The 17,950-nt window shown below is 54.3% G+C and carries 17 protein-coding genes; 6 read left to right on the forward strand and 11 right to left on the reverse strand.

Features of this window, described 5'->3' with window-relative positions; genetic code table 11:
- Nucleotides 1–46: 46 nt before the first annotated feature.
- Together recQ and pldA are read right to left on the reverse strand one after the other, a co-directional pair.
- Complete coding sequence (gene recQ / locus JM656_RS21355; protein WP_203361350.1) at nucleotides 47–1,876, reverse strand: ATP-dependent DNA helicase RecQ; 1,830 nt, start codon at nucleotides 1,874–1,876, stop codon at nucleotides 47–49.
- 77 nt (nucleotides 1,877–1,953) lie between these two features.
- A complete protein-coding gene (gene pldA, locus JM656_RS21360) occupies nucleotides 1,954–2,823 on the reverse strand; it encodes a phospholipase A (protein WP_203359454.1) in 870 nt (289 codons plus the stop codon).
- Between the two features lie 162 nt (nucleotides 2,824–2,985).
- Here pldA and yigI point away from each other — a divergent pair, with 162 nt between their 5' ends.
- Nucleotides 2,986–3,453 (forward strand): acyl-CoA thioesterase YigI, encoded by a 468-nt coding sequence (yigI, locus tag JM656_RS21365; protein ID WP_192613959.1) that lies wholly within the window; start codon nucleotides 2,986–2,988, stop codon nucleotides 3,451–3,453.
- 51 nt (nucleotides 3,454–3,504) lie between these two features.
- On the forward strand, nucleotides 3,505–4,401 hold the full coding sequence (gene rarD / locus JM656_RS21370; protein ID WP_203359455.1) for an EamA family transporter RarD: 897 nt from the start codon (nucleotides 3,505–3,507) through the stop codon (nucleotides 4,399–4,401).
- 82 nt (nucleotides 4,402–4,483) lie between these two features.
- Here rarD and corA read toward each other — a convergent pair whose 3' ends face one another.
- The 8 genes from corA to JM656_RS21405 form a co-directional block, all read right to left on the reverse strand.
- On the reverse strand, nucleotides 4,484–5,434 hold the full coding sequence (gene corA / locus JM656_RS21375; RefSeq protein WP_192613961.1) for a magnesium/cobalt transporter CorA: 951 nt from the start codon (nucleotides 5,432–5,434) through the stop codon (nucleotides 4,484–4,486).
- Nucleotides 5,435–5,587: 153 nt separating this feature from the next.
- Nucleotides 5,588–5,644: a YsgD/CorL family protein gene (gene ysgD / locus JM656_RS22410; RefSeq protein ID WP_238340021.1), complete on the reverse strand. Its 57-nt coding sequence runs from the start codon at nucleotides 5,642–5,644 to the stop codon at nucleotides 5,588–5,590.
- A 213-nt stretch (nucleotides 5,645–5,857) separates the two neighbouring features.
- Complete coding sequence (gene uvrD / locus JM656_RS21380) at nucleotides 5,858–8,020, reverse strand: DNA helicase II (protein ID WP_203359456.1); 2,163 nt, start codon at nucleotides 8,018–8,020, stop codon at nucleotides 5,858–5,860.
- 149 nt (nucleotides 8,021–8,169) lie between these two features.
- Nucleotides 8,170–8,886 carry a 5-amino-6-(5-phospho-D-ribitylamino)uracil phosphatase YigB gene (gene yigB / locus JM656_RS21385; protein WP_203359457.1) on the reverse strand — a complete coding sequence of 239 codons (717 nt, stop codon included), beginning with the start codon at nucleotides 8,884–8,886 and terminating at the stop codon, nucleotides 8,170–8,172.
- On the reverse strand, nucleotides 8,886–9,788 hold the full coding sequence (xerC, locus tag JM656_RS21390; protein ID WP_203359458.1) for a tyrosine recombinase XerC: 903 nt from the start codon (nucleotides 9,786–9,788) through the stop codon (nucleotides 8,886–8,888). The genes yigB and xerC overlap by 1 nt, the downstream gene beginning before the upstream one ends.
- Nucleotides 9,785–10,492, reverse strand: coding sequence for a DUF484 domain-containing protein (locus JM656_RS21395; RefSeq protein ID WP_203359459.1), 708 nt, complete (start codon nucleotides 10,490–10,492; stop codon nucleotides 9,785–9,787). Before JM656_RS21395 ends, xerC begins: the two co-directional genes overlap by 4 nt.
- Entirely contained in the window at nucleotides 10,489–11,313 is an 825-nt protein-coding gene (gene dapF, locus JM656_RS21400) for a diaminopimelate epimerase (RefSeq protein ID WP_203361351.1), read from the reverse strand. Before dapF ends, JM656_RS21395 begins: the two co-directional genes overlap by 4 nt.
- Nucleotides 11,314–11,349: 36 nt before the next feature.
- A complete protein-coding gene (locus tag JM656_RS21405; RefSeq protein ID WP_192613966.1) occupies nucleotides 11,350–11,553 on the reverse strand; it encodes a lipoprotein in 204 nt (67 codons plus the stop codon).
- A gap of 137 nt (nucleotides 11,554–11,690) precedes the next feature.
- Between JM656_RS21405 and cyaY the strand changes: the two genes are divergently transcribed.
- Complete coding sequence (gene cyaY / locus JM656_RS21410; RefSeq protein WP_192613967.1) at nucleotides 11,691–12,011, forward strand: iron donor protein CyaY; 321 nt, start codon at nucleotides 11,691–11,693, stop codon at nucleotides 12,009–12,011.
- Between the two features lie 42 nt (nucleotides 12,012–12,053).
- Here the strand turns inward: cyaY and cyaA are convergent, their stop codons facing one another.
- A complete protein-coding gene (gene cyaA, locus JM656_RS21415; protein ID WP_203359460.1) occupies nucleotides 12,054–14,600 on the reverse strand; it encodes a class I adenylate cyclase in 2,547 nt (848 codons plus the stop codon).
- A 389-nt stretch (nucleotides 14,601–14,989) separates the two neighbouring features.
- Here cyaA and hemC point away from each other — a divergent pair, with 389 nt between their 5' ends.
- From hemC to hemX, 3 genes are read left to right on the forward strand one after another with little or no spacing between them, the layout of a single operon-like run.
- Nucleotides 14,990–15,931, forward strand: a complete 942-nt coding sequence (gene hemC / locus JM656_RS21420; protein WP_203359461.1) for a hydroxymethylbilane synthase — start codon at nucleotides 14,990–14,992, stop codon at nucleotides 15,929–15,931.
- Nucleotides 15,928–16,668, forward strand: coding sequence for a uroporphyrinogen-III synthase (gene hemD, locus JM656_RS21425; RefSeq protein WP_203359462.1), 741 nt, complete (start codon nucleotides 15,928–15,930; stop codon nucleotides 16,666–16,668). The genes hemC and hemD overlap by 4 nt, the downstream gene beginning before the upstream one ends.
- A gap of 21 nt (nucleotides 16,669–16,689) precedes the next feature.
- A complete protein-coding gene (gene hemX / locus JM656_RS21430) occupies nucleotides 16,690–17,949 on the forward strand; it encodes a uroporphyrinogen-III C-methyltransferase (RefSeq protein WP_203359463.1) in 1,260 nt (419 codons plus the stop codon).
- The last annotated feature ends 1 nt before the right edge of the window (nucleotide 17,950 follow it).

Consider the following 17,950-nt stretch of genomic DNA (forward strand, 5'->3'; position numbering starts at 1 on the left):
AAATAGTTCAGTGAGTCACCATCCTGGCACTTTTTTTCCTGGCTGACTACTCTTCGTCGTCGCCATCGACATGCGCGCGGATCAGCGCCATAAACTCTTTGCCAAAACGCTCCAGTTTCCGCATGCCGACACCGTTAACGCTGAGCATTTCACTCGGCGACACCGGCATCTGTTCCGCCATTTCGATAAGCGTTGCATCGTTGAAAACCACATAAGGCGGGATATTCTCTTCATCGGCAATCGCTTTGCGTAATTTACGCAATTTGGCGAACAGCTTGCGATCGTAGTTACCGCCGAAGGATTTCTGCATCACGCGCGGCTTCAACGCGACAATACGCGGCACGGCAAGCTGAAGAGCCACATCGCCGCGCAATACCGGACGCGCCGCTTCGGTTAACTGGAGCGCCGAGTGGTGGGCGATGTTTTGCGTCACCAGCCCAAGATGAATCAGTTGGCGGATGACGCTCACCCAATGCTCGTGGCTCTGCTCACGGCCAATGCCGTAGACCGGCAGTTTGTCATGGCCTAATTCACGAATGCGCTGGTTATTCGCGCCGCGAAGCACCTCAACAACATACCCCATACCAAAGCGCTGGTTAACACGATAGATCGTCGACAGCGCTTTGCGCGCATCCATTAACCCGTCGTACTGTTTTGGTGGGTCGAGACAGATATCGCAGTTGCCGCACGCTTCCTGACGCCCTTCGCCAAAATAGTTGAGCAACACCAGGCGGCGGCAGGTTTGCGCCTCAGCAAACGCCCCCATCGCATTCAGCTTATGGCGTTCAATATCCTGCAACTGTCCGGCCGGTTTTTCGTCAAGGCAGCGCCTGAGCCATGCCATATCCGCCGGATCGTAGAACAGCATCGCTTCTGCAGGCAGACCGTCGCGACCGGCACGACCGGTTTCCTGATAGTAGGATTCGATATTTCGCGGAATGTCGAAGTGCACCACGAAGCGCACGTTGGGTTTGTTAATCCCCATACCGAACGCCACGGTCGCCACGACGATTTGCAGATCGTCACGCTGGAATTTTTCCTGCACATCGGCGCGAACGTCGTTTTCCAGACCCGCATGATACGCCGCCGCACTAATGCCGCGACTTTGCAAACGTGCGGCGGTGTCTTCCACTTTCGCCCGGCTATTACAGTAAATAATGCCCGACTTACCGCGCTGTTCCTGAACGTAACGCATGAGCTGATCGAGCGGCTTAAACTTCTCCATCAACATGTAGCGAATGTTCGGGCGGTCAAAACTACTGATCTGAATTAACGGATCGTTCAGCCCCAGCAGGCGAACAATGTCCAGCCGCGTGGTTTCATCGGCTGTCGCGGTCAACGCGACGAACGGCAGGGCGGGGAAACGCTGGCGAAGCTGGCCCAGTGTGGCGTATTCCGGGCGGAAATCGTGCCCCCACTGTGAAATACAGTGGGCCTCGTCAACGGCTAGCAACACCGGATTCCAGTGCGCCAGATGCTCAAGGAAGTTATCCAGCATCAGGCGTTCAGGTGCGATATACAGCAGGCGGATTTGCCCGGTACGGCAACCCGTCATCACCTCAAGCTGTTGTTCACGGCTCTGGGTTGAGTTCAGACACGCCGCCGCCACACCGTTGGCCAGCAGTTGATCAACCTGGTCTTTCATCAGCGAGATGAGCGGCGAAACGACCACGGTTAACCCGTTCAGAAGCAGCGCCGGGATTTGATAGCAAAGGGATTTCCCGCCACCGGTTGGCATCACAACCAGACAGTCGCGACCGGAAATAACGGTGTCGATAATCTCTTCCTGACCTGGGCGAAACTGTTGGTAGCCGAAGGTTTCCTGCAAAACCTGTTTAGCTCCCGACTCCAGATTCAACACTTCCGCCTGCGCCACATTAACCCCATTCACCAGTATAAAAACAGGCGCTATTTTCAGCGCCTGAGAGAGAAACTGCAATGTTTAACTGCTTATCAGAAGATATCGTTCAGCATCACACCCACGCCGACACGCGTCTGATTAAAGTTATAGTCGATCAGGGATTCGCCATATCCGCTGTAAACCTGGGTATAGAGACGCACGTGCTTCGTTATCGGATAGCTGAGTCCAAGTTCTGCGCCGCCGTATCCGGTATTCCAGTTGTACTGCCCTTTTGCACTTAACACCGCGTCACCGAGGTGGTAGCCGATTTTAAGCTGGTAATAGCCCATGTATTTGGTGATATCAGGGTTATCATCGGTACTGCCCACGACAAACCACGGCTTCACTTCCACCAGCCAGTTGCCATTATCAGCCATCAGACGGGTATAAATACGGTTCCAGCTACGCGATGTCGGATCCGAACGCCCATTAGAATCGTGGTTATACCCCATCTCTACATCGCGCAAGGTCCAGCCTGCAAGCTGATAATCGGTGGCAAATCCAAGAAACAGCTGCGGTTCGTAGTTCGTTTCACGGAAAGGCGATGACTCTTCGCTATTCGACAGTTGCCACCAGGATTTCTGGGTGTAGGACGCCCCCAGCACCGAATTCGCCCCCAGAATGCCGCGCCAGAGAGGGAAAGCCAGACTCAGCTGAAACTTCACTTCATCTTTTCGGGCATTATCCGACCAGTTATAGCTACTGATAGCCTCTTTATTCAGGTCACTGGTACTGGTGTAAATCAGATAGTTGGTGTCATAAGGATACAGTGTGAACGGATTGTCATGCTCTAGCAGCATGTTGGCGATAATACTGCCTCGCACCGCTGGTGCATCATGAACGTCTTTCACTGTCGCTTCCTGCGCATACGCGGCCAACGGCAGCATTGCTGCTGGTAATAACCATCCCAGAATCGCCCGCATCGGTACTCTTCTCCTGAACTAAATATTGATGATTTGTATAATTATCTACCAAGCATTCTACATACTTACTCAATCCCTGTTTAGTTATCCTCTCCTAAAGTAGAAAACAACAAACAAGAAGCATAATATCAACATTTCATTAACCATGGAGTGTCCAATCGTATGTCTGCTGTACTTACTGCTGAAGAAGCCCTGAAATTAGTGGGTGAAATGTTTGTCTACCATATGCCGTTTAACCGGGCATTGGGGCTGGAACTGGAGCGCTATGAAAAGGAGTTTGCCCAATTAGCTTTCAGTAATCAGCCGATGATGGTTGGGAACTGGTCACAGAGCATTTTGCATGGCGGGGTGATTGCCTCTGCATTAGATGTTGCTGCCGGGCTGGTTTGCGTGGGGAGTACGCTGACCCGTCACGAAACCATCAGTGAAGATGAACTACGCCAGCGGATGTCACGCATGGGTACCATCGATCTACGCGTCGATTACTTACGTCCGGGCCGTGGTAATCGTTTTACCGCCACCAGCAGTTTACTCCGGGCAGGCAATAAGGTCGCCGTGGCACGTGTCGAGTTACATAACGAGGACCACCTTTATATCGCCAGCGCGACCGCCACTTATATGGTGGGGTAAGTTCGTGAAAAAAGGTAAACTGCCGTTCTATTTCTGATATGAGTTTTCCCGATGGATGCTAAGCAAACGCGGCAGGGCGTATTACTCGCTCTTGCTGCTTATTTTATTTGGGGTATCGCACCCGCGTACTTCAAGCTGATCTCTTACGTTCCAGCGGACGAAATCCTGACGCACCGCGTAATTTGGTCATTCTTTTTTATGGTGGCGCTGATCAGCGTCAGTCGTCAGTGGTCGTATTTAAAAACGCTGCTACAAACGCCGAAGAAGATCTTCCTGTTGGCGTTGTCAGCGGTTCTGATCGGCGGAAACTGGCTGCTCTTTATCTGGGCGGTGAATAACCACCACATGCTGGAAGCCAGCCTGGGCTACTTTATCAACCCGCTGGTGAACATCGTGCTGGGGATGATTTTCCTCGGCGAACGCTTCCGTCGAATGCAGTGGCTGGCCGTAGCGATGGCAGCTTGCGGCGTGCTGGTACAACTCTGGACGTTCGGTTCACTGCCGATTATCGCGCTGGGGCTGGCGTTTAGTTTCGCCTTTTACGGTCTGGTGCGTAAAAAGATTGCGGTGGAAGCGCAAACCGGCATGCTGATTGAAACGCTGTGGCTTTTGCCGGTCGCCGCGATTTATCTGTTTGGCATTGCCGACAGCGCCACCAGCCATATGGATAAAAACCCCATGTCGCTGAACCTGTTGCTGGTAGCCGCAGGGATTGTCACCACAATACCGCTGCTCTGTTTTACTGCCGCGGCAACGCGTCTGCGCCTCTCCACCCTGGGATTCTTCCAGTATATTGGCCCCACATTGATGTTTATTCTGGCGGTCGTGTTTTACGGCGAAACGCCGGGTGCCGATAAAATGGTGACGTTCGCCTTTATCTGGGCAGCGCTGGCGATTTTCGTGATGGATGCAATTTATACCCAGCGCAGGACGCGCAAAGGGATGTGATTGTACCTGATGGCGCTTCGCTTTAAGGCCTACACAACCTGTAGGCCGGATAAGGCGTTAGCCGCCATCCGGCAGCAAAACGTTAAAGCCAGTTCTTGCGCTTAAAGTACAGATACGGCGCCAGTCCGGCGAGAAGCATAAAGATAATCGCCCCAGGATACCCAAAACTCCACTTCAGCTCCGGCATAAATTCGAAGTTCATCCCATAGCTGGAGGCCACCAGCGTTGGCGGCAGGAACACCACGGAAACCACCGAGAAGATCTTGATGATGCGGTTCTGCTCGATGTTGATAAAGCCCATTGCCGCCTGCATCAGGAAGTTCACTTTCTGGAACAGGGATTCGTTATGCGGCAGCAGGGATTCGATATCGCGCAGGATCTCACGCGCCTGCTCCAGTTGTCCGCCCGGTAAACGCGCTTTACGTACCAGGAAATTGAGTGCGCGCTGGGTATCCATCAGACACAGGCGAACCTTCCAGCCGATATCTTCCAGTTCCGCCAGCGTGGAGAGTGCTTCGTCATATTCATCGCCCTGATGCCCTTCCATGATCACACGGCTGAGTTTTTCCAGGTCGCTGTAGATGTTTTCAATTTCATCCGCCAGCTGTTCGATTTTGGTTTCAAACAGATCCAACAGCAGCTCATACGCATTGCCATCCACCATCGCCTGGCTGCGGGCGCGCATACGATAGAGACGGAACGCGGGCAGTTCACGTTCACGCAGGGTGAACAAGCGGCCATCACGGATGGTAAATGCCACCGTGGAGTTACCGGCGTGGTCTTCCGCATCTTCAAAGAAGAAAAAGGAGTGGATGTGCAGACCGTCTTCGTCTTCAAAGAAACGGGCGGATGCTTCGATGTCTTCCAGTTCAGGACGTGTTGCCAGGCTCTGACCCAGTTCAGATTGTACGCGCAGGCGCTCGTCGTCATCCGGCTCAACCAAATCGATCCAGACAGCATCAATCAGGGTTTGTGACTCTTCGACTTCCAGCCGGGTTAGTCGATTTTTTTCCAGTTGAAATGCGCTCAGCATGACCGGGACTCCCAATGCATAAAAATATCGGACGCTCGGTGGGCACACAGAAACAAATTGGGTTTCAGACCATTAAACAGCCTGACTCAACGCGACGGGAAAAGAGAGAAAGTCGCTGACAACCGCGAAGGCTATCAGCAAAAAGGGATAGCCTTAGGAGTTGATCCTGGATGACAGGATAATGAGCCAGCATCTACTGGGTGTGTCCAAGGCGAATGTCCTCTTAGCGTAATCGTGCGCGCATGTTACGCCAGCATAAATTTGACGTCAACACGCAACGGAACGCGAAAAAGTAATAATTCCCCCTAATGCTTTAAGGTTAGCAGAGAGGGATGATTTATCTATGTTTTCAGAACATTAAGCGGCAGATTGCCGGATGGCGGCTTCGCCTTATCCGGCCTACGAATCATAAGGTTAGTGATATCAGACCGTTTCCAGCCTGGCGTACGCCGCCACTAACCATTTGATTCCCTGCCCCTGGAACGCCACCTGCAAGCGACTGTGTTCACCGCTGCCTTCCAGATTCACAATCGTACCCTCACCGAACTTGGCGTGGCGCACGCGCTGGCCGAGTTTGTAACCAGTGTCGTTCTCCGCCATCGGCGTTCCCATCCGCTGATGGCTGACCGGTCGGCTCACCGTCGCGCGCAGACGAACTTCTTCCACGCAGTTTTCCGGTAGTTCACCGATAAAGCGCGACGGGCGATGGTAAACCTCTTTTCCGTACAGACGACGCGTTTCAGCGTAGGTCAGGGTCAATTTTTGCATCGCACGGGTAACGCCGACGTAGGCCAGGCGACGTTCTTCTTCCAGACGCCCGCCCTCGTCGAGCGACATCTGGCTCGGGAACATCCCCTCTTCCATCCCGACGATAAACACCTGCGGGAACTCCAGCCCTTTCGCCGAGTGCAGGGTCATCAACTGTACCGCGTCCTGCCAGGTATCCGCCTGCCCTTCGCCCGCTTCCAGCGCGGCATGGGAAAGGAACGCCTGTAACGGCATTAAATCTTCGTCTTCTTCGTTGTAGCTGAACTGCCGCGTTGCCGTCACCAGTTCGTCTAAGTTTTCGATACGCGTCTGACCCTTCTCGCCCTTTTCCTGCTCATACATCATGCGCAGGCCGGAGTCTTTCACCACACGGTCAGTCTGCACGTGCAGCGGCATATCCGCCGTTTCTTGTGCCAGCGCGTCAATCAGTTCCATAAAGCGCTGTAACGCGCTCGCAGCGCGGCCCGCCAGCGCTTTTTCCTGCAACAGCTCGCGGCAGGCTTGCCACAGCGTCAGCTGACGGTCACGTGAGGTCTGGCGTACCACGTCCAGCGTACGGTCGCCGATACCGCGCGTTGGCGTATTCACCACACGCTCAAACGCCGCATCATCGTTGCGGTTGGCAATCAGGCGCAGATAAGAGAGGGCGTCTTTGATTTCCTGGCGTTCGAAGAAGCGCATACCGCCGTAAATGCGGTACGGCATGCTCGCCTGCAGTAACGCCTCTTCCAGCACGCGCGACTGGGCGTTGCTGCGATAGAGAATCGCGCACTGATCCAGCGCGCCGCCGTTGTCTTGCCAGGTTTTGATGCGGTTGACCACGAAGCGCGCTTCATCGAGCTCATTAAAGGCGCAGTAGAGCGAGATAGGCTCGCCGTCCGCACCATCGGTCCACAGCTTCTTACCGAGACGACCGCTGTTGTTCTCAATCAGGGCGTTCGCCGCGCTCAAAATATTGCTGGTCGAACGGTAGTTCTGCTCCAGGCGGATAGTCTCGGCGCCGGGGAAATCGTTGAGGAAGCGCTGGATGTTTTCAACCTGCGCGCCGCGCCAGCCGTAGATTGACTGGTCATCGTCGCCCACGATCATCACTTTGCCGGTATCGCCCGCCAGCAGGCGGATCCACGCATACTGAATGTTGTTGGTATCCTGGAATTCGTCGACCAGAATATTGGTGAAGCGTTCGCGGTAGTGCTGAAGAATATGTGGCTTGTTGAGCCACAGTTCGTGAGCGCGCAGCAGCAGTTCGGCGAAATCGACCAGCCCTGCACGGTCGCACGCTTCCTGATAAGCCTGGTAGACCTTCTGCCAGGTCTGCTCAACCGGGTTGCCGTAGCTCTGAATATGGTGTGGGCGCAGCCCTTCGTCTTTCTGGCTGTTGATGTACCACATCGCCTGACGCGGCGGCCACTGCTTCTCGTCGAGATTCATGGCTTTGATCAGGCGCTTCAGCAGACGCAGCTGGTCTTCGCTATCGAGGATTTGGAAATCCTGCGGCAGATTGGCGTCCAAATGGTGCGCACGCAGCAGACGGTGCGCCAGCCCGTGGAAGGTGCCAACCCACATCCCGCCCTGCGTCGTCCCCATCAGTTGCCCGATACGGTGGCGCATCTCCGCCGCCGCTTTATTGGTGAAGGTCACTGCCATAATGGAGTACGGCGAGCAGTTTTCCACGCTCATCAGCCAGGCGATGCGGTGTACCAGCACACGCGTCTTACCACTGCCCGCCCCCGCCAGCACCAGCATGTTGGTGCGCGAAGCAGCGACGGCTTCGCGCTGTTTGTCATTAAGGCTGTCGAGCAGGTAAGAAACGTCCATTGATGGCACCGCCGCGTTAGGAATAGATAAATTGCGAAATGCCCGATGGCGCTTCGCTTATCGGGCCTACGTGATCGCAGTCAGCGTAGGGCGGATAAGCGTAGCGCCATCCACCAAAACCCTGGAATTTTATACAGAACTATTGAGGATTATATCAGCGAGGTCAACGATGCCAACCGGGAAATTTCCAGATGCGGTAACAAACGGCTGTCATTGGTCTGCATCAGGTCGGCATTCTCCGGCTTGATCCAGCAGGCCTGCATGCCGCAGCGAATGGCACCAGCGACGTCGGTGGTGAGATCGTCGCCCACATGCAGGATCTCGCCGATCGGGACGTTGAGCTTCTCAGCGGCTAAGGCATACATGTCGCTAAACGGCTTCGAACGACCGTCCGGACCCGCCCGCAGGACAAACTTAAAATAGTCGCCCAGCCCAAACAATTCCGGCTGCGCATTGCCGTTGGTAATCGCCACCAGCGGCCATTTTTTTGCCAGTTGCGTAAGCGTGTCATGTGTCTCCTGCGGGACGTCAATCCGGCTACGCCACTTTGCGAAATTCATCATCGCGGCATTGGCACCTGCCGTCGCCTCTTCGGCTGATAATCCCGCATTCAACATGGCACGTTCTACGGCGCGATGCCGCCACTCAGTGACATCATGGTAAATGTCCGGCTCCGCTTCGCGTACTGCCTGGCGTAAACGCTGCAGGTCAGCGTTTTGTAATGTGCGCAGCGCAGGGTGATAGTTTTGCACAAAGGCGAGCGCTTCCTGCTCCGTGCGCAGAATAACCTGACGGTTATCATAAAGGGTGTCGTCCAGGTCAAAAGTGAGCGCAGAGATGCGCCCCAACGGCCGGTAAAAACGCATTATTTCCCCCGTTTGGCGCGTGGATGCGCCGCATCGTACACCGAGGCCAGGTGTTGAAAATCAAGATGAGTATAGATTTGGGTGGTCGAGAGATTGGCGTGCCCCAACAACTCCTGCACACCGCGCAGATCGCCGCTCGACTCCAGCATATGGGTGGCAAATGAGTGGCGCAGTTTATGCGGATGCACATGGCTATTCAGCCCCTGCTTGATGCCCCACTCGGCAAACCGTTTTTGCACGTTACGCGCCGAAATCCGTTTTCCCAGTTTGGAGAGAAACAGCGCATCGTCGTCACCGCCAAACAGGCCACGCAGATCCAGCCAGTGTTCAATCCACGCCACCGCATTGCGTCCGATGGGCAGGCGTCGCTCTTTGCTGCCTTTCCCCATCACCCACACTTCGCCAGTGTCGAGATCGAGATGTTTGATATCCAGCCCAACCAATTCTGACAAACGTAGCCCCGCGCCGTACATCACCTCCAGCATTGCGCGGTCGCGCACGGCAAGCGGGTCATTGAGGTCGATATTCAGCAGGCGATTCACATCGTCAACGTCGATATTTTTCGGCAGATGGCGCGGCGCTTTGGGTGCGGAGATCCCTTTCGCCGGGTTGGCTGGCAGCTCGCCCTGGCTCACCAGCCAGTCGAAGAAACTGCGCAATGCAGAGAGGCGTAGCGCCAGACTGGCGGGGCCAAGCCCTTTGCGACGACTGCGTACCGCAAAACTGCGTACTCTCGCAGCATCACATTGTTGCCAGCTCTGCATTCCGGTTTCCCCGGCTAACGCGATAATGGCATCAAGCTGACGCTGATAATTCAGGTGCGTTATTGGGCTAAGCTGCCGCTCCACGCCCAGATAACGCAAAAAGCGGGCAACGTCCTGAGAAAGCGGCAAATCCGTCATATGCGTTCAATCCAACGCTCAAGCAACTCCGGCAACATCAGCGCTATTTCATGCAGCAACTGCGTCCCTTGCCCCTGCTGATAATGATGAGCATCACGACTGCTGAACAACATGACGCCGAGATCGCCCTCGCGTCCCAGCATTGACATCGCTACCGAGCCTATCGCTTTGGCTTCCGGCAGCACCACCAGCAGTTCCGGGCCGTTGAGCGGGCCAAGATAGTGCTGCTCGTGCCCCAGACGTTGAATACGCAGCGGTTCAAAGGCCTGACGGCTTAATGCCAGATGCGTGAAACTCGACGGTGCGCCGAGTCGCCAGCGATCGGGGAATAAGCGGATTGTTGCCCCTGCCAGCCCCAGATCGCGCGCCCAGCGATGAAAACGTATCAGCATCTCATCCAGACTGCTGGCTGATGCCAGTCGCCCCTGGAGATGCAACAGGCGATTAAACAGGCTTTCATTGGCGTTAGCCTGCTCCATCAGCAGCGTCATGTTCTCTTCGAGCTCGTTGATATGGTTGCGCGCGCGCACCATATGCCATTCAACTAAAGAGATGGTTCCACGCACCGGGTGCGGGACACGCATCGCTTCAACAGCGCGCGCATTGCGGATAAAAAACTCAGGGTGACGCTGTAAATACTCGACGACCGCACGGTCATCCAGTTCCATGAGTGTTTCCTGTAGTTCTTCCCCTGGTTGCTTCATAGATGAATAAATCCGTCGTAGACATGTGCCGCCGGGCCAGTCATATATAACGGATGGCCCGGACCTTTCCAGGCGATATCAAGGCGACCGCCGGGTAATTCCACGCGTACTTCTTCTGCCAGCAAACCCTGCTGAATGCCGACCGCTACGGCAGCGCACGCACCACTGCCGCAGGCCTGGGTTTCTCCTGCCCCACGCTCATAAACGCGTAACCGGATATGCTCGCGTTTGACCACTTGCATAAACCCTATATTGGCGCGCTCAGGAAAGCGTTCATGATTTTCCAGAACCGGCCCCAACGTCTCTACGGCGGCCGTATCAACATCATCAACCTGAATCACGCAATGCGGGTTCCCCATCGAAACGACGCCGCACAATACTGTTTGTTCAGCGACTCGCATAATATAGGTCTTTTCCGCTTTGTTGGCGCGAAAAGGCACCTGCGCCGGTTCAAAGTTGGGCTCGCCCATGTTGACCCGCACCAGGTCGTCGTCGGTGACGCTCAGAACCATGCGGCCATTGGCCGTGCTGACGCAAATATCGCGCTTGTTCGTCAACCCTTTCAGGCGAACAAACCGGGCAAAACAGCGTGCACCGTTACCGCACTGCGAGACTTCACTCCCATCCGCATTAAAGATGCGGTAATGAAAATCCAGCTCAGGATCGTAAGGCGGTTCGACCACCAACAGCTGATCGAACCCGACCCCCAGATGTCTGTCCGACAGACGGCGGATCAATTCCGGCGAGAAAAAAACATTCTGCGTTACCGCGTCGACGACCATAAAATCGTTGCCAAGGCCATGCATTTTAGAGAATTGCATCATTCGCTCCATTCACGCGGGTACAGAGGGTTACCGTCAGTAATTCACCTGAGTAGGGCCGTCGCCTGTTGCACGATCATTTCGTTCTGGCATGGTGGATTGCGTTTGCGGTTCAACCTTATGCGTCGGAGGCGGTGCATTTTTGTCCTCTGGCGGAAAATAGAGCGGGCCTTTAAGACCGCAGCCCGTCAGGCTGAACAGAGTAAGAAGTACAGCGAGTGCCTGAAACACGTTTTTCATTATGGATTGCCTGTAAGTTCATGCTTTCTGTTTTCTATCATCGCAGGAGAAGACGTAAAAGCAAGAGTTTGCCTGCAAACTGCAACGTGTTTTGTTTCGCGTTATACTGCGAACATCACGAAAAATGGGATAAAAAAATGAACGACAGTGAATTTCATCGCCTTGCGGACACCCTGTGGATGACCATTGAAGAGCGTCTGGACGACTGGGACGGCGACAGCGATATCGACTGCGAAATCAACGGTGGCGTGCTGACCATTACCTTTGAAAACGGCAGTAAAATTATCATCAACCGCCAGGAGCCGTTGCACCAGGTGTGGCTGGCGACCAAACAGGGCGGCTACCATTTTGATCTGAAAGGCGACGAATGGATCTGCGACCGCAGCGGCGAGACTTTCTGGGCGCTGCTTGAGCAAGCGGCAACGCAACAAGCGGGTGAAGCGGTTAGCTTCCGTTAAGATTTTTGCCGGATAGGGTCTTCGCCTTATCCGGCACAAGCATCAAGAGAAATACTGCTGTAACAGCGGTGTATCGTTGTCCTGACTGGCCGGGGGCACCGTACCAATCGACTGCGTGCGGAATGGGATCACCTGCGCACGACCCTCGGTATTCACGATCTGGTAGAACTGTGGCAAGTTAAAGTTGATGAAACTGGAGCCATACGTAAAGCGATCGTGGGAAGACGAGTAGAAGCGGCTAACGTCGCGCACCAGCTCCTCTTTGCTACCTTCGCAGTGATGGTAAACTTCCGCCCGGTTACTTTCGTCCAGAATGTAGATATTAAAGCCTTTTTCATCGCCGGTTTCTTCAAAGAAGAACTGAATAATGCCTTCACTGGCGAAACCATCCACCACCGACGGTAATTTCACATGGTTTGTCTCAACCTGCACAGAAAGCCCATGCAGCTTGTTATGTGAAATGGCGCCATAGAACTCAATGGCGTTTTCCAGCTTCTGCACTGAAACGTTCAGACGTTCAAAGAACAGTCCCCAGGTCTGGCCTGCAACGCGTAGCGCTTTGAAGCGCCCAGTTTCCTGCCGCGTGCTGGAGAGTCGCAGTTCAATACACTCAGAAACCAGTTGCTGTACGCGGGTGCGAATCAGTCCTCGCAAATGCTGGCTGTAGCAGAAGACTTCCACGCTGTCCGGCGGGGCGGCATCCTGGTGCATTTTGCCCAGAATCGTTTTCAGCGCTTCAATCATCGCCTGTTCGCCGTTGAAATGCAGCGTACGCACTTCGTTCCATGAGTTGCGATACAACAGGTCCACGCTGCCCACCAGGCAATTTTGTTCTTCGCCAAAGCTGAAGATATCCAGCTTGCGGAAATCAAAATGCACGACCTGATTACGGAACGCCGCTGTCGGGTCATATTCAAGGTTGACGATAATCGCCAGGTGACGAATTTCACATGGGCTGTAGAGCGCTTTTGGCGTTGGCGCGGGCAAACGCAGAGGGAAATGATGCGACACGTCAGCCACCATCTCCTGCAACTTCGGCAGATCAACAATGCCGTTGCCTTTAATAAACAGGTGCGTACGTGAGGTCAGCAGGCCATTAAACCACGCCCAGGCCACCAGCTTGTTCAGGTAACGGTTATATTCCAACGGCTGATGGCTGATGATGGAATCCATGTTCGGCGCGCGGTTGTAAAGATACCATCCTGAACGGTTGGCACGACCCGGCGGCACATGGATAAACGTCAGATTCGGCTCGGAGAGATCCGGCGAAATCTGCGGGTTCACCAGCGTCACTTTACCCGGTAACGCCTCAAATGCGGCATACAGTTTACGGGTCAATACCCCGATATCCTGTGGACTGGCGCTAACGCTGAGGTTGTTACGGCGCGCAAAGCGGATCAGGTTACGATAGCTCTGCATCATGGCATCGAGCAGTTCGTTGTGCGCTTCGCGGACTTGATCGATCTTCCAGTTAGCGCGGTTGTCGAGCATGGCCAGACGTGCTTCGTCCCATCCCCACTCTTTGACTAACTGACTTAAGACTTCACGGCGCCAGCCGACACAGGCGCGTTCACGACTCAGTTTCTCGCAAACTTTCAGGTAGAAACATCGACGCACCAGATCCAGGCGCGTTGGGTCTTCAATCGCCGTGAGATATTCGGTAACGCGTTCCAGCATCATGCAGTAGGGATCAAGACCAAAGGAAACGATCTCGCCATCGTGCAGACGCTGTTTGATGTCTTTCGCCAACAGGCGAGGATCCGGGTATTCCCAGGAATACGCTTCCAGCAGCAGCGTTTTCAGCACCGCTTTGTACGGTGAATCAATGCTTTTGTAGAGCTGCCAAAGGCTGGCACCAAAGTACTCTTCCGCTGAAAGTGAGCTCAGTCCGCCCAGATCCAGCCATTCGTTTGGCGTCAACACCCCCTGTGCGTAGAGCGTCATCACGTAATCGTCGTAATGCTCTTCTTCGTCGCACGGCACCATATTCCACAGAATACGTTTACCGGCCAGACGCACAGCGGTGCGATAAAATTCGTCCAGCAGCAGGATATGCTGTGTGGAGCCACAGTCTTCACCGCCGAGACTGCCGCTTTCATTGTGGCGGAAACGGTTTTCATCGATCAGGAAGAAGCTGACTTCAACACCCAGCGAGGCGGCCCAACTTTCCAGAAGGCTGCATTTGCGTTGAAGTAACTGTCGCTCTTCGCTGTCGAGCCAGGATTGGTGGCAGACCCAGATGTCCAGGTCAGAAGAACAGCTTTGCCCTACTGAAGACGTACTGCCCATTGAGTAAACGCCGGTAATCGGCAATTCACCTTTCGGCGGGTTCTGCACAGACATACCACGGTGCAGTTCCAGTTCATTCAGATAGTGGCGTTGGGTTTCATCAGGCGAGTAGAAACAGATGCCTTTGGGAACGTTACCATCCAGGTAACCCGGCATCAGCGGATGGTGATAATGCAATAATGTCGGCAGCAGACTGTATACCTGCTGGAAAGCAGGTCCCATGGCAGCAAGCGCGCGGTCCACACGCAGTTGATTTATGGCATCCAGTCTCTGTTTCAAAGTCTCAATATAGAGGTACAAGACGTATCGCCTGATGTTGCTACCCGTCATGTTTCTGTTTGTCGCCACCGTTACGTGGTTTCGCAAACGTCATCATTCGGGATATACCGTATGTCAAAAATAGCCGTTACCTTTTTTCGGTCTCCTCTTTGAGGCACAGACGAAAAAATGGTCTAAAACGTGATCAATTTAACACCTTGCTCATTGACCGTAAAGAAAGTTGCACTACTTACCAGTGTAGCACCGTTCGCTTCGTGTAAATTCTGTAATAGGGCAAGGCGCTTTCTCGTCACGCTTCACTGTCATTGACGACACAACGCCGACTCTCTCACTCACCTTTGACCGTAACACTGACATCCCACTTGTAAGGATGTTAGGATGGTTCACGGACGAAAATGACGGTAACAAGCATGTTAGACAAAGTTTTAAGAATTGCCACACGCCAAAGCCCCCTTGCGCTCTGGCAGGCACATTTTGTCAAAGACACCTTGCTGGCGAATCATCCTGGACTGGTTGTTGAACTGGTGCCAATGGTGACGCGTGGCGACGTAATTCTTGATACTCCTTTGGCGAAAGTGGGCGGAAAAGGCTTGTTCGTCAAAGAGCTGGAAGTCGCGCTGCTGGAAAAACGCGCGGACATCGCGGTGCATTCCATGAAAGATGTACCAGTTGAGTTCCCGCAAGGCCTTGGACTGGTCACCATTTGCGAACGCGAAGACCCGCGCGATGCGTTTGTCTCAAATACCTATCATCATCTGGATGAACTGCCGCCGGGCAGCATCGTAGGCACCTCCAGTCTGCGTCGCCAGTGCCAGCTGGCTGAACGCCGTCCGGATCTCATTATCCGCTCGTTGCGCGGCAATGTCGGAACGCGTCTCAGCAAACTGGATAACGGTGACTATGACGCCATTATTCTGGCCGTTGCCGGGTTAAAACGCCTGGGTCTGGAGTCACGTATTCGCACCGCCATGCCGCCAGAAATTTCGCTTCCTGCGGTCGGGCAAGGCGCGGTTGGCATTGAGTGTCGACTGGATGATACCCGTACCCGTGAACTGCTGGCGCCGCTGAATCATGATGAAACCGCCGTGCGTGTCAAAGCCGAGCGCGCCATGAACACCCGCCTTGAGGGTGGCTGTCAGGTGCCCATAGGCAGCTATGCTGAAATCATCGACGGTGAAATCTGGCTACGTGCGTTGGTGGGTGCCCCTGATGGTTCGCAGATGATTCGTGGCGAACGACGCGGCTCGCCTCAGGATGCCGAACAGATGGGCATCTCCCTGGCGGAAGAACTGCTGGAGAACGGAGCCCGCGCCATTCTGACAGAGGTTTACAACGGAGAAGCCCCCGCATGAGTATTCTGGTCACCCGCCCGTCTCCCTCAGGGGAAGAGTTAGTGAGCCGTCTGCGCACACTGGGGCAGGTGGCCTGGAGCTTTCCGCTCATTGAGTTCACGCCAGGTCGTGAGCTCAATACACTTGCCGATCGCCTGGCCACACTGACTCAGAACGATCTCGTCTTCGCCCTTTCCCAACATGCTGTCGCTTTCGCCCATGCCCAACTTCAGCAGCAAGGGCAAAACTGGCCAACGCTCCCGCAGTATTTTGCTATTGGCCGCACCACGGCGCTGGCGCTGCATACGGTGAGCGGGTGCAATATTCGTTATCCTCTGGATCGGGAAATTAGCGAAGTCTTGCTACAATTACCTGAATTACAAAATATTGCAGGTAAGCAGGCACTTATTCTACGTGGCAATGGCGGACGTGAACTGTTAGGAGACACCCTAATGGAACGCGGGGCTGATGTCATTTTTTGTGAATGTTATCAACGCAGTGCAAAACATTACGACGGTGCACAAGAGGCCATGCGCTGGCACTCTCGTGGTGTTACAACGGTGGTTGTCACCAGTGGCGAGATGTTGCAACAGCTCTGGTCAATGACACCACAATGGTATCGGGAACACTGGTTACTACGCTGTCGGCTGCTGGTCGTCAGCGAGCGTCTGGCGCACCTCGCCCGGGAATTGGGCTGGCAAGATATTAAGGTCGCTGATAACGCCGACAACGATGCGCTACTGCGCGCATTACAATAACTCTCATAATGGGATGCCATAATGACGGAACAAGAAAAATCCTCCGCCGCGGTTGAAGAGACCAGGGAGGCCGTGGAAACCACATCACAGCCAGTCAACACTGAGAAAAAGAGCAAAAATAGCACCTCGCTGATCCTGAGCGCGGTAGCCATTGCCATTGCCCTTGCGGCAGGTGTTGGACTTTATGGCTGGGGAAAACAGCAGGCGACGACACAGACAGCCACCAGCGATGCGTTAGCTAACCAGCTGACAGCGTTGCAAAAAGCGCAGGAAGCCCAAAAAACAGAACTCGAAAGCATTATTAAAAAACAGGCAACACTGTTGGATGAGGCGAACCGTCAGCAAACGACACTGGCGAAACAACTCGCCGACGTGCAGCAGAAAGTCGCCACCATCTCTGGAAGCGATGCCAAAACCTGGCTGCTGGCACAAGCTGATTTTCTGGTGAAGCTTGCCGGACGTAAGCTGTGGAGCGATCAGGATGTCACCACCGCCGCAGCGCTGTTAAAGAGCGCGGACGCCAGCCTTGCGGATATGAACGATCCGAGCCTCATCACTGCTCGCCGGGCCATTACCGATGATATCGCCAGCCTGTCATCCGTCTCGCAGGTGGACTACGACGGTATTATCCTCAAGGTCAACCAACTCTCTAACCAGATCGATAATCTGCGTCTGGCTGACAACGACAACGATGACTCACCGATGGATTCCGACAGCAGCGAACTTTCGAGCTCCATCAGCGAATGGCGCGTTAACCTGCAAAAAAGCTGGCAGAACTTTATGGACAGCTTCATCACCATTCGTCGTCGCGATGAGACTGCCGTGCCGCTGCTGGCGCCAAATCAGGATGTTTATCTGCGTGAAAATATCCGTTCACGCCTGTTAGTCGCAGCGCAAGCCGTTCCGCGCCATCAGGAAGAAACCTACCGCCAGGCGCTGGATAACGTTTCTACATGGGTTCGCGCGTACTACGACACCGAAGATGCGACGACCAAAGCGTTCCTTGATGAAGTGGACAAACTGAGCCAGCAGAGCATCACCATGGATGTGCCGGAAACGCTGAAAAGCCAGGAAATTCTTGAGAAGCTGATGCAAACTCGCGTGCGTAATTTGTTGGCGCAATCAACAACGTCTACATCTGCGCCTACATCTACATCCGCACCTGCACCTGCACCTGCACCTGCACCTGCACCTGCACCTGCACCTGCACCTGCACCTGCACCTGCACCTGCACCTGCACCACAAGCTGACACTCCGTCCGCTGCGCCGCAAGGAGAATAAT

This window comes from Citrobacter sp. R56 (assembly GCF_016811995.1).
Taxonomy (GTDB): Bacteria; Pseudomonadota; Gammaproteobacteria; order Enterobacterales; family Enterobacteriaceae; genus Citrobacter_D; species Citrobacter_D enshiensis.

What these genes read in the sequence shown, in the direction of transcription:
- JM656_RS21405 (WP_192613966.1), bottom strand. Translation starts at nt 11,553, where the DNA reads ATGAAAAACGTGTTTCAGGCACTCGCTGTACTTCTTACTCTGTTCAGC.
- corA (WP_192613961.1), bottom strand. Translation starts at nt 5,434, where the DNA reads ATGCTGAGCGCATTTCAACTGGAAAAAAATCGACTAACCCGGCTGGAA.
- JM656_RS21395 (WP_203359459.1), bottom strand. Translation starts at nt 10,492, where the DNA reads ATGAAGCAACCAGGGGAAGAACTACAGGAAACACTCATGGAACTGGAT.
- pldA (WP_203359454.1), bottom strand. Translation starts at nt 2,823, where the DNA reads ATGCGGGCGATTCTGGGATGGTTATTACCAGCAGCAATGCTGCCGTTG.
- hemX (WP_203359463.1), top strand. Translation starts at nt 16,690, where the DNA reads ATGACGGAACAAGAAAAATCCTCCGCCGCGGTTGAAGAGACCAGGGAG.
- cyaY (WP_192613967.1), top strand. Translation starts at nt 11,691, where the DNA reads ATGAACGACAGTGAATTTCATCGCCTTGCGGACACCCTGTGGATGACC.
- hemC (WP_203359461.1), top strand. Translation starts at nt 14,990, where the DNA reads ATGTTAGACAAAGTTTTAAGAATTGCCACACGCCAAAGCCCCCTTGCG.
- dapF (WP_203361351.1), bottom strand. Translation starts at nt 11,313, where the DNA reads ATGCAATTCTCTAAAATGCATGGCCTTGGCAACGATTTTATGGTCGTC.
- yigB (WP_203359457.1), bottom strand. Translation starts at nt 8,886, where the DNA reads ATGCGTTTTTACCGGCCGTTGGGGCGCATCTCTGCGCTCACTTTTGAC.
- xerC (WP_203359458.1), bottom strand. Translation starts at nt 9,788, where the DNA reads ATGACGGATTTGCCGCTTTCTCAGGACGTTGCCCGCTTTTTGCGTTAT.
- rarD (WP_203359455.1), top strand. Translation starts at nt 3,505, where the DNA reads ATGGATGCTAAGCAAACGCGGCAGGGCGTATTACTCGCTCTTGCTGCT.
- yigI (WP_192613959.1), top strand. Translation starts at nt 2,986, where the DNA reads ATGTCTGCTGTACTTACTGCTGAAGAAGCCCTGAAATTAGTGGGTGAA.
- hemD (WP_203359462.1), top strand. Translation starts at nt 15,928, where the DNA reads ATGAGTATTCTGGTCACCCGCCCGTCTCCCTCAGGGGAAGAGTTAGTG.
- uvrD (WP_203359456.1), bottom strand. Translation starts at nt 8,020, where the DNA reads ATGGACGTTTCTTACCTGCTCGACAGCCTTAATGACAAACAGCGCGAA.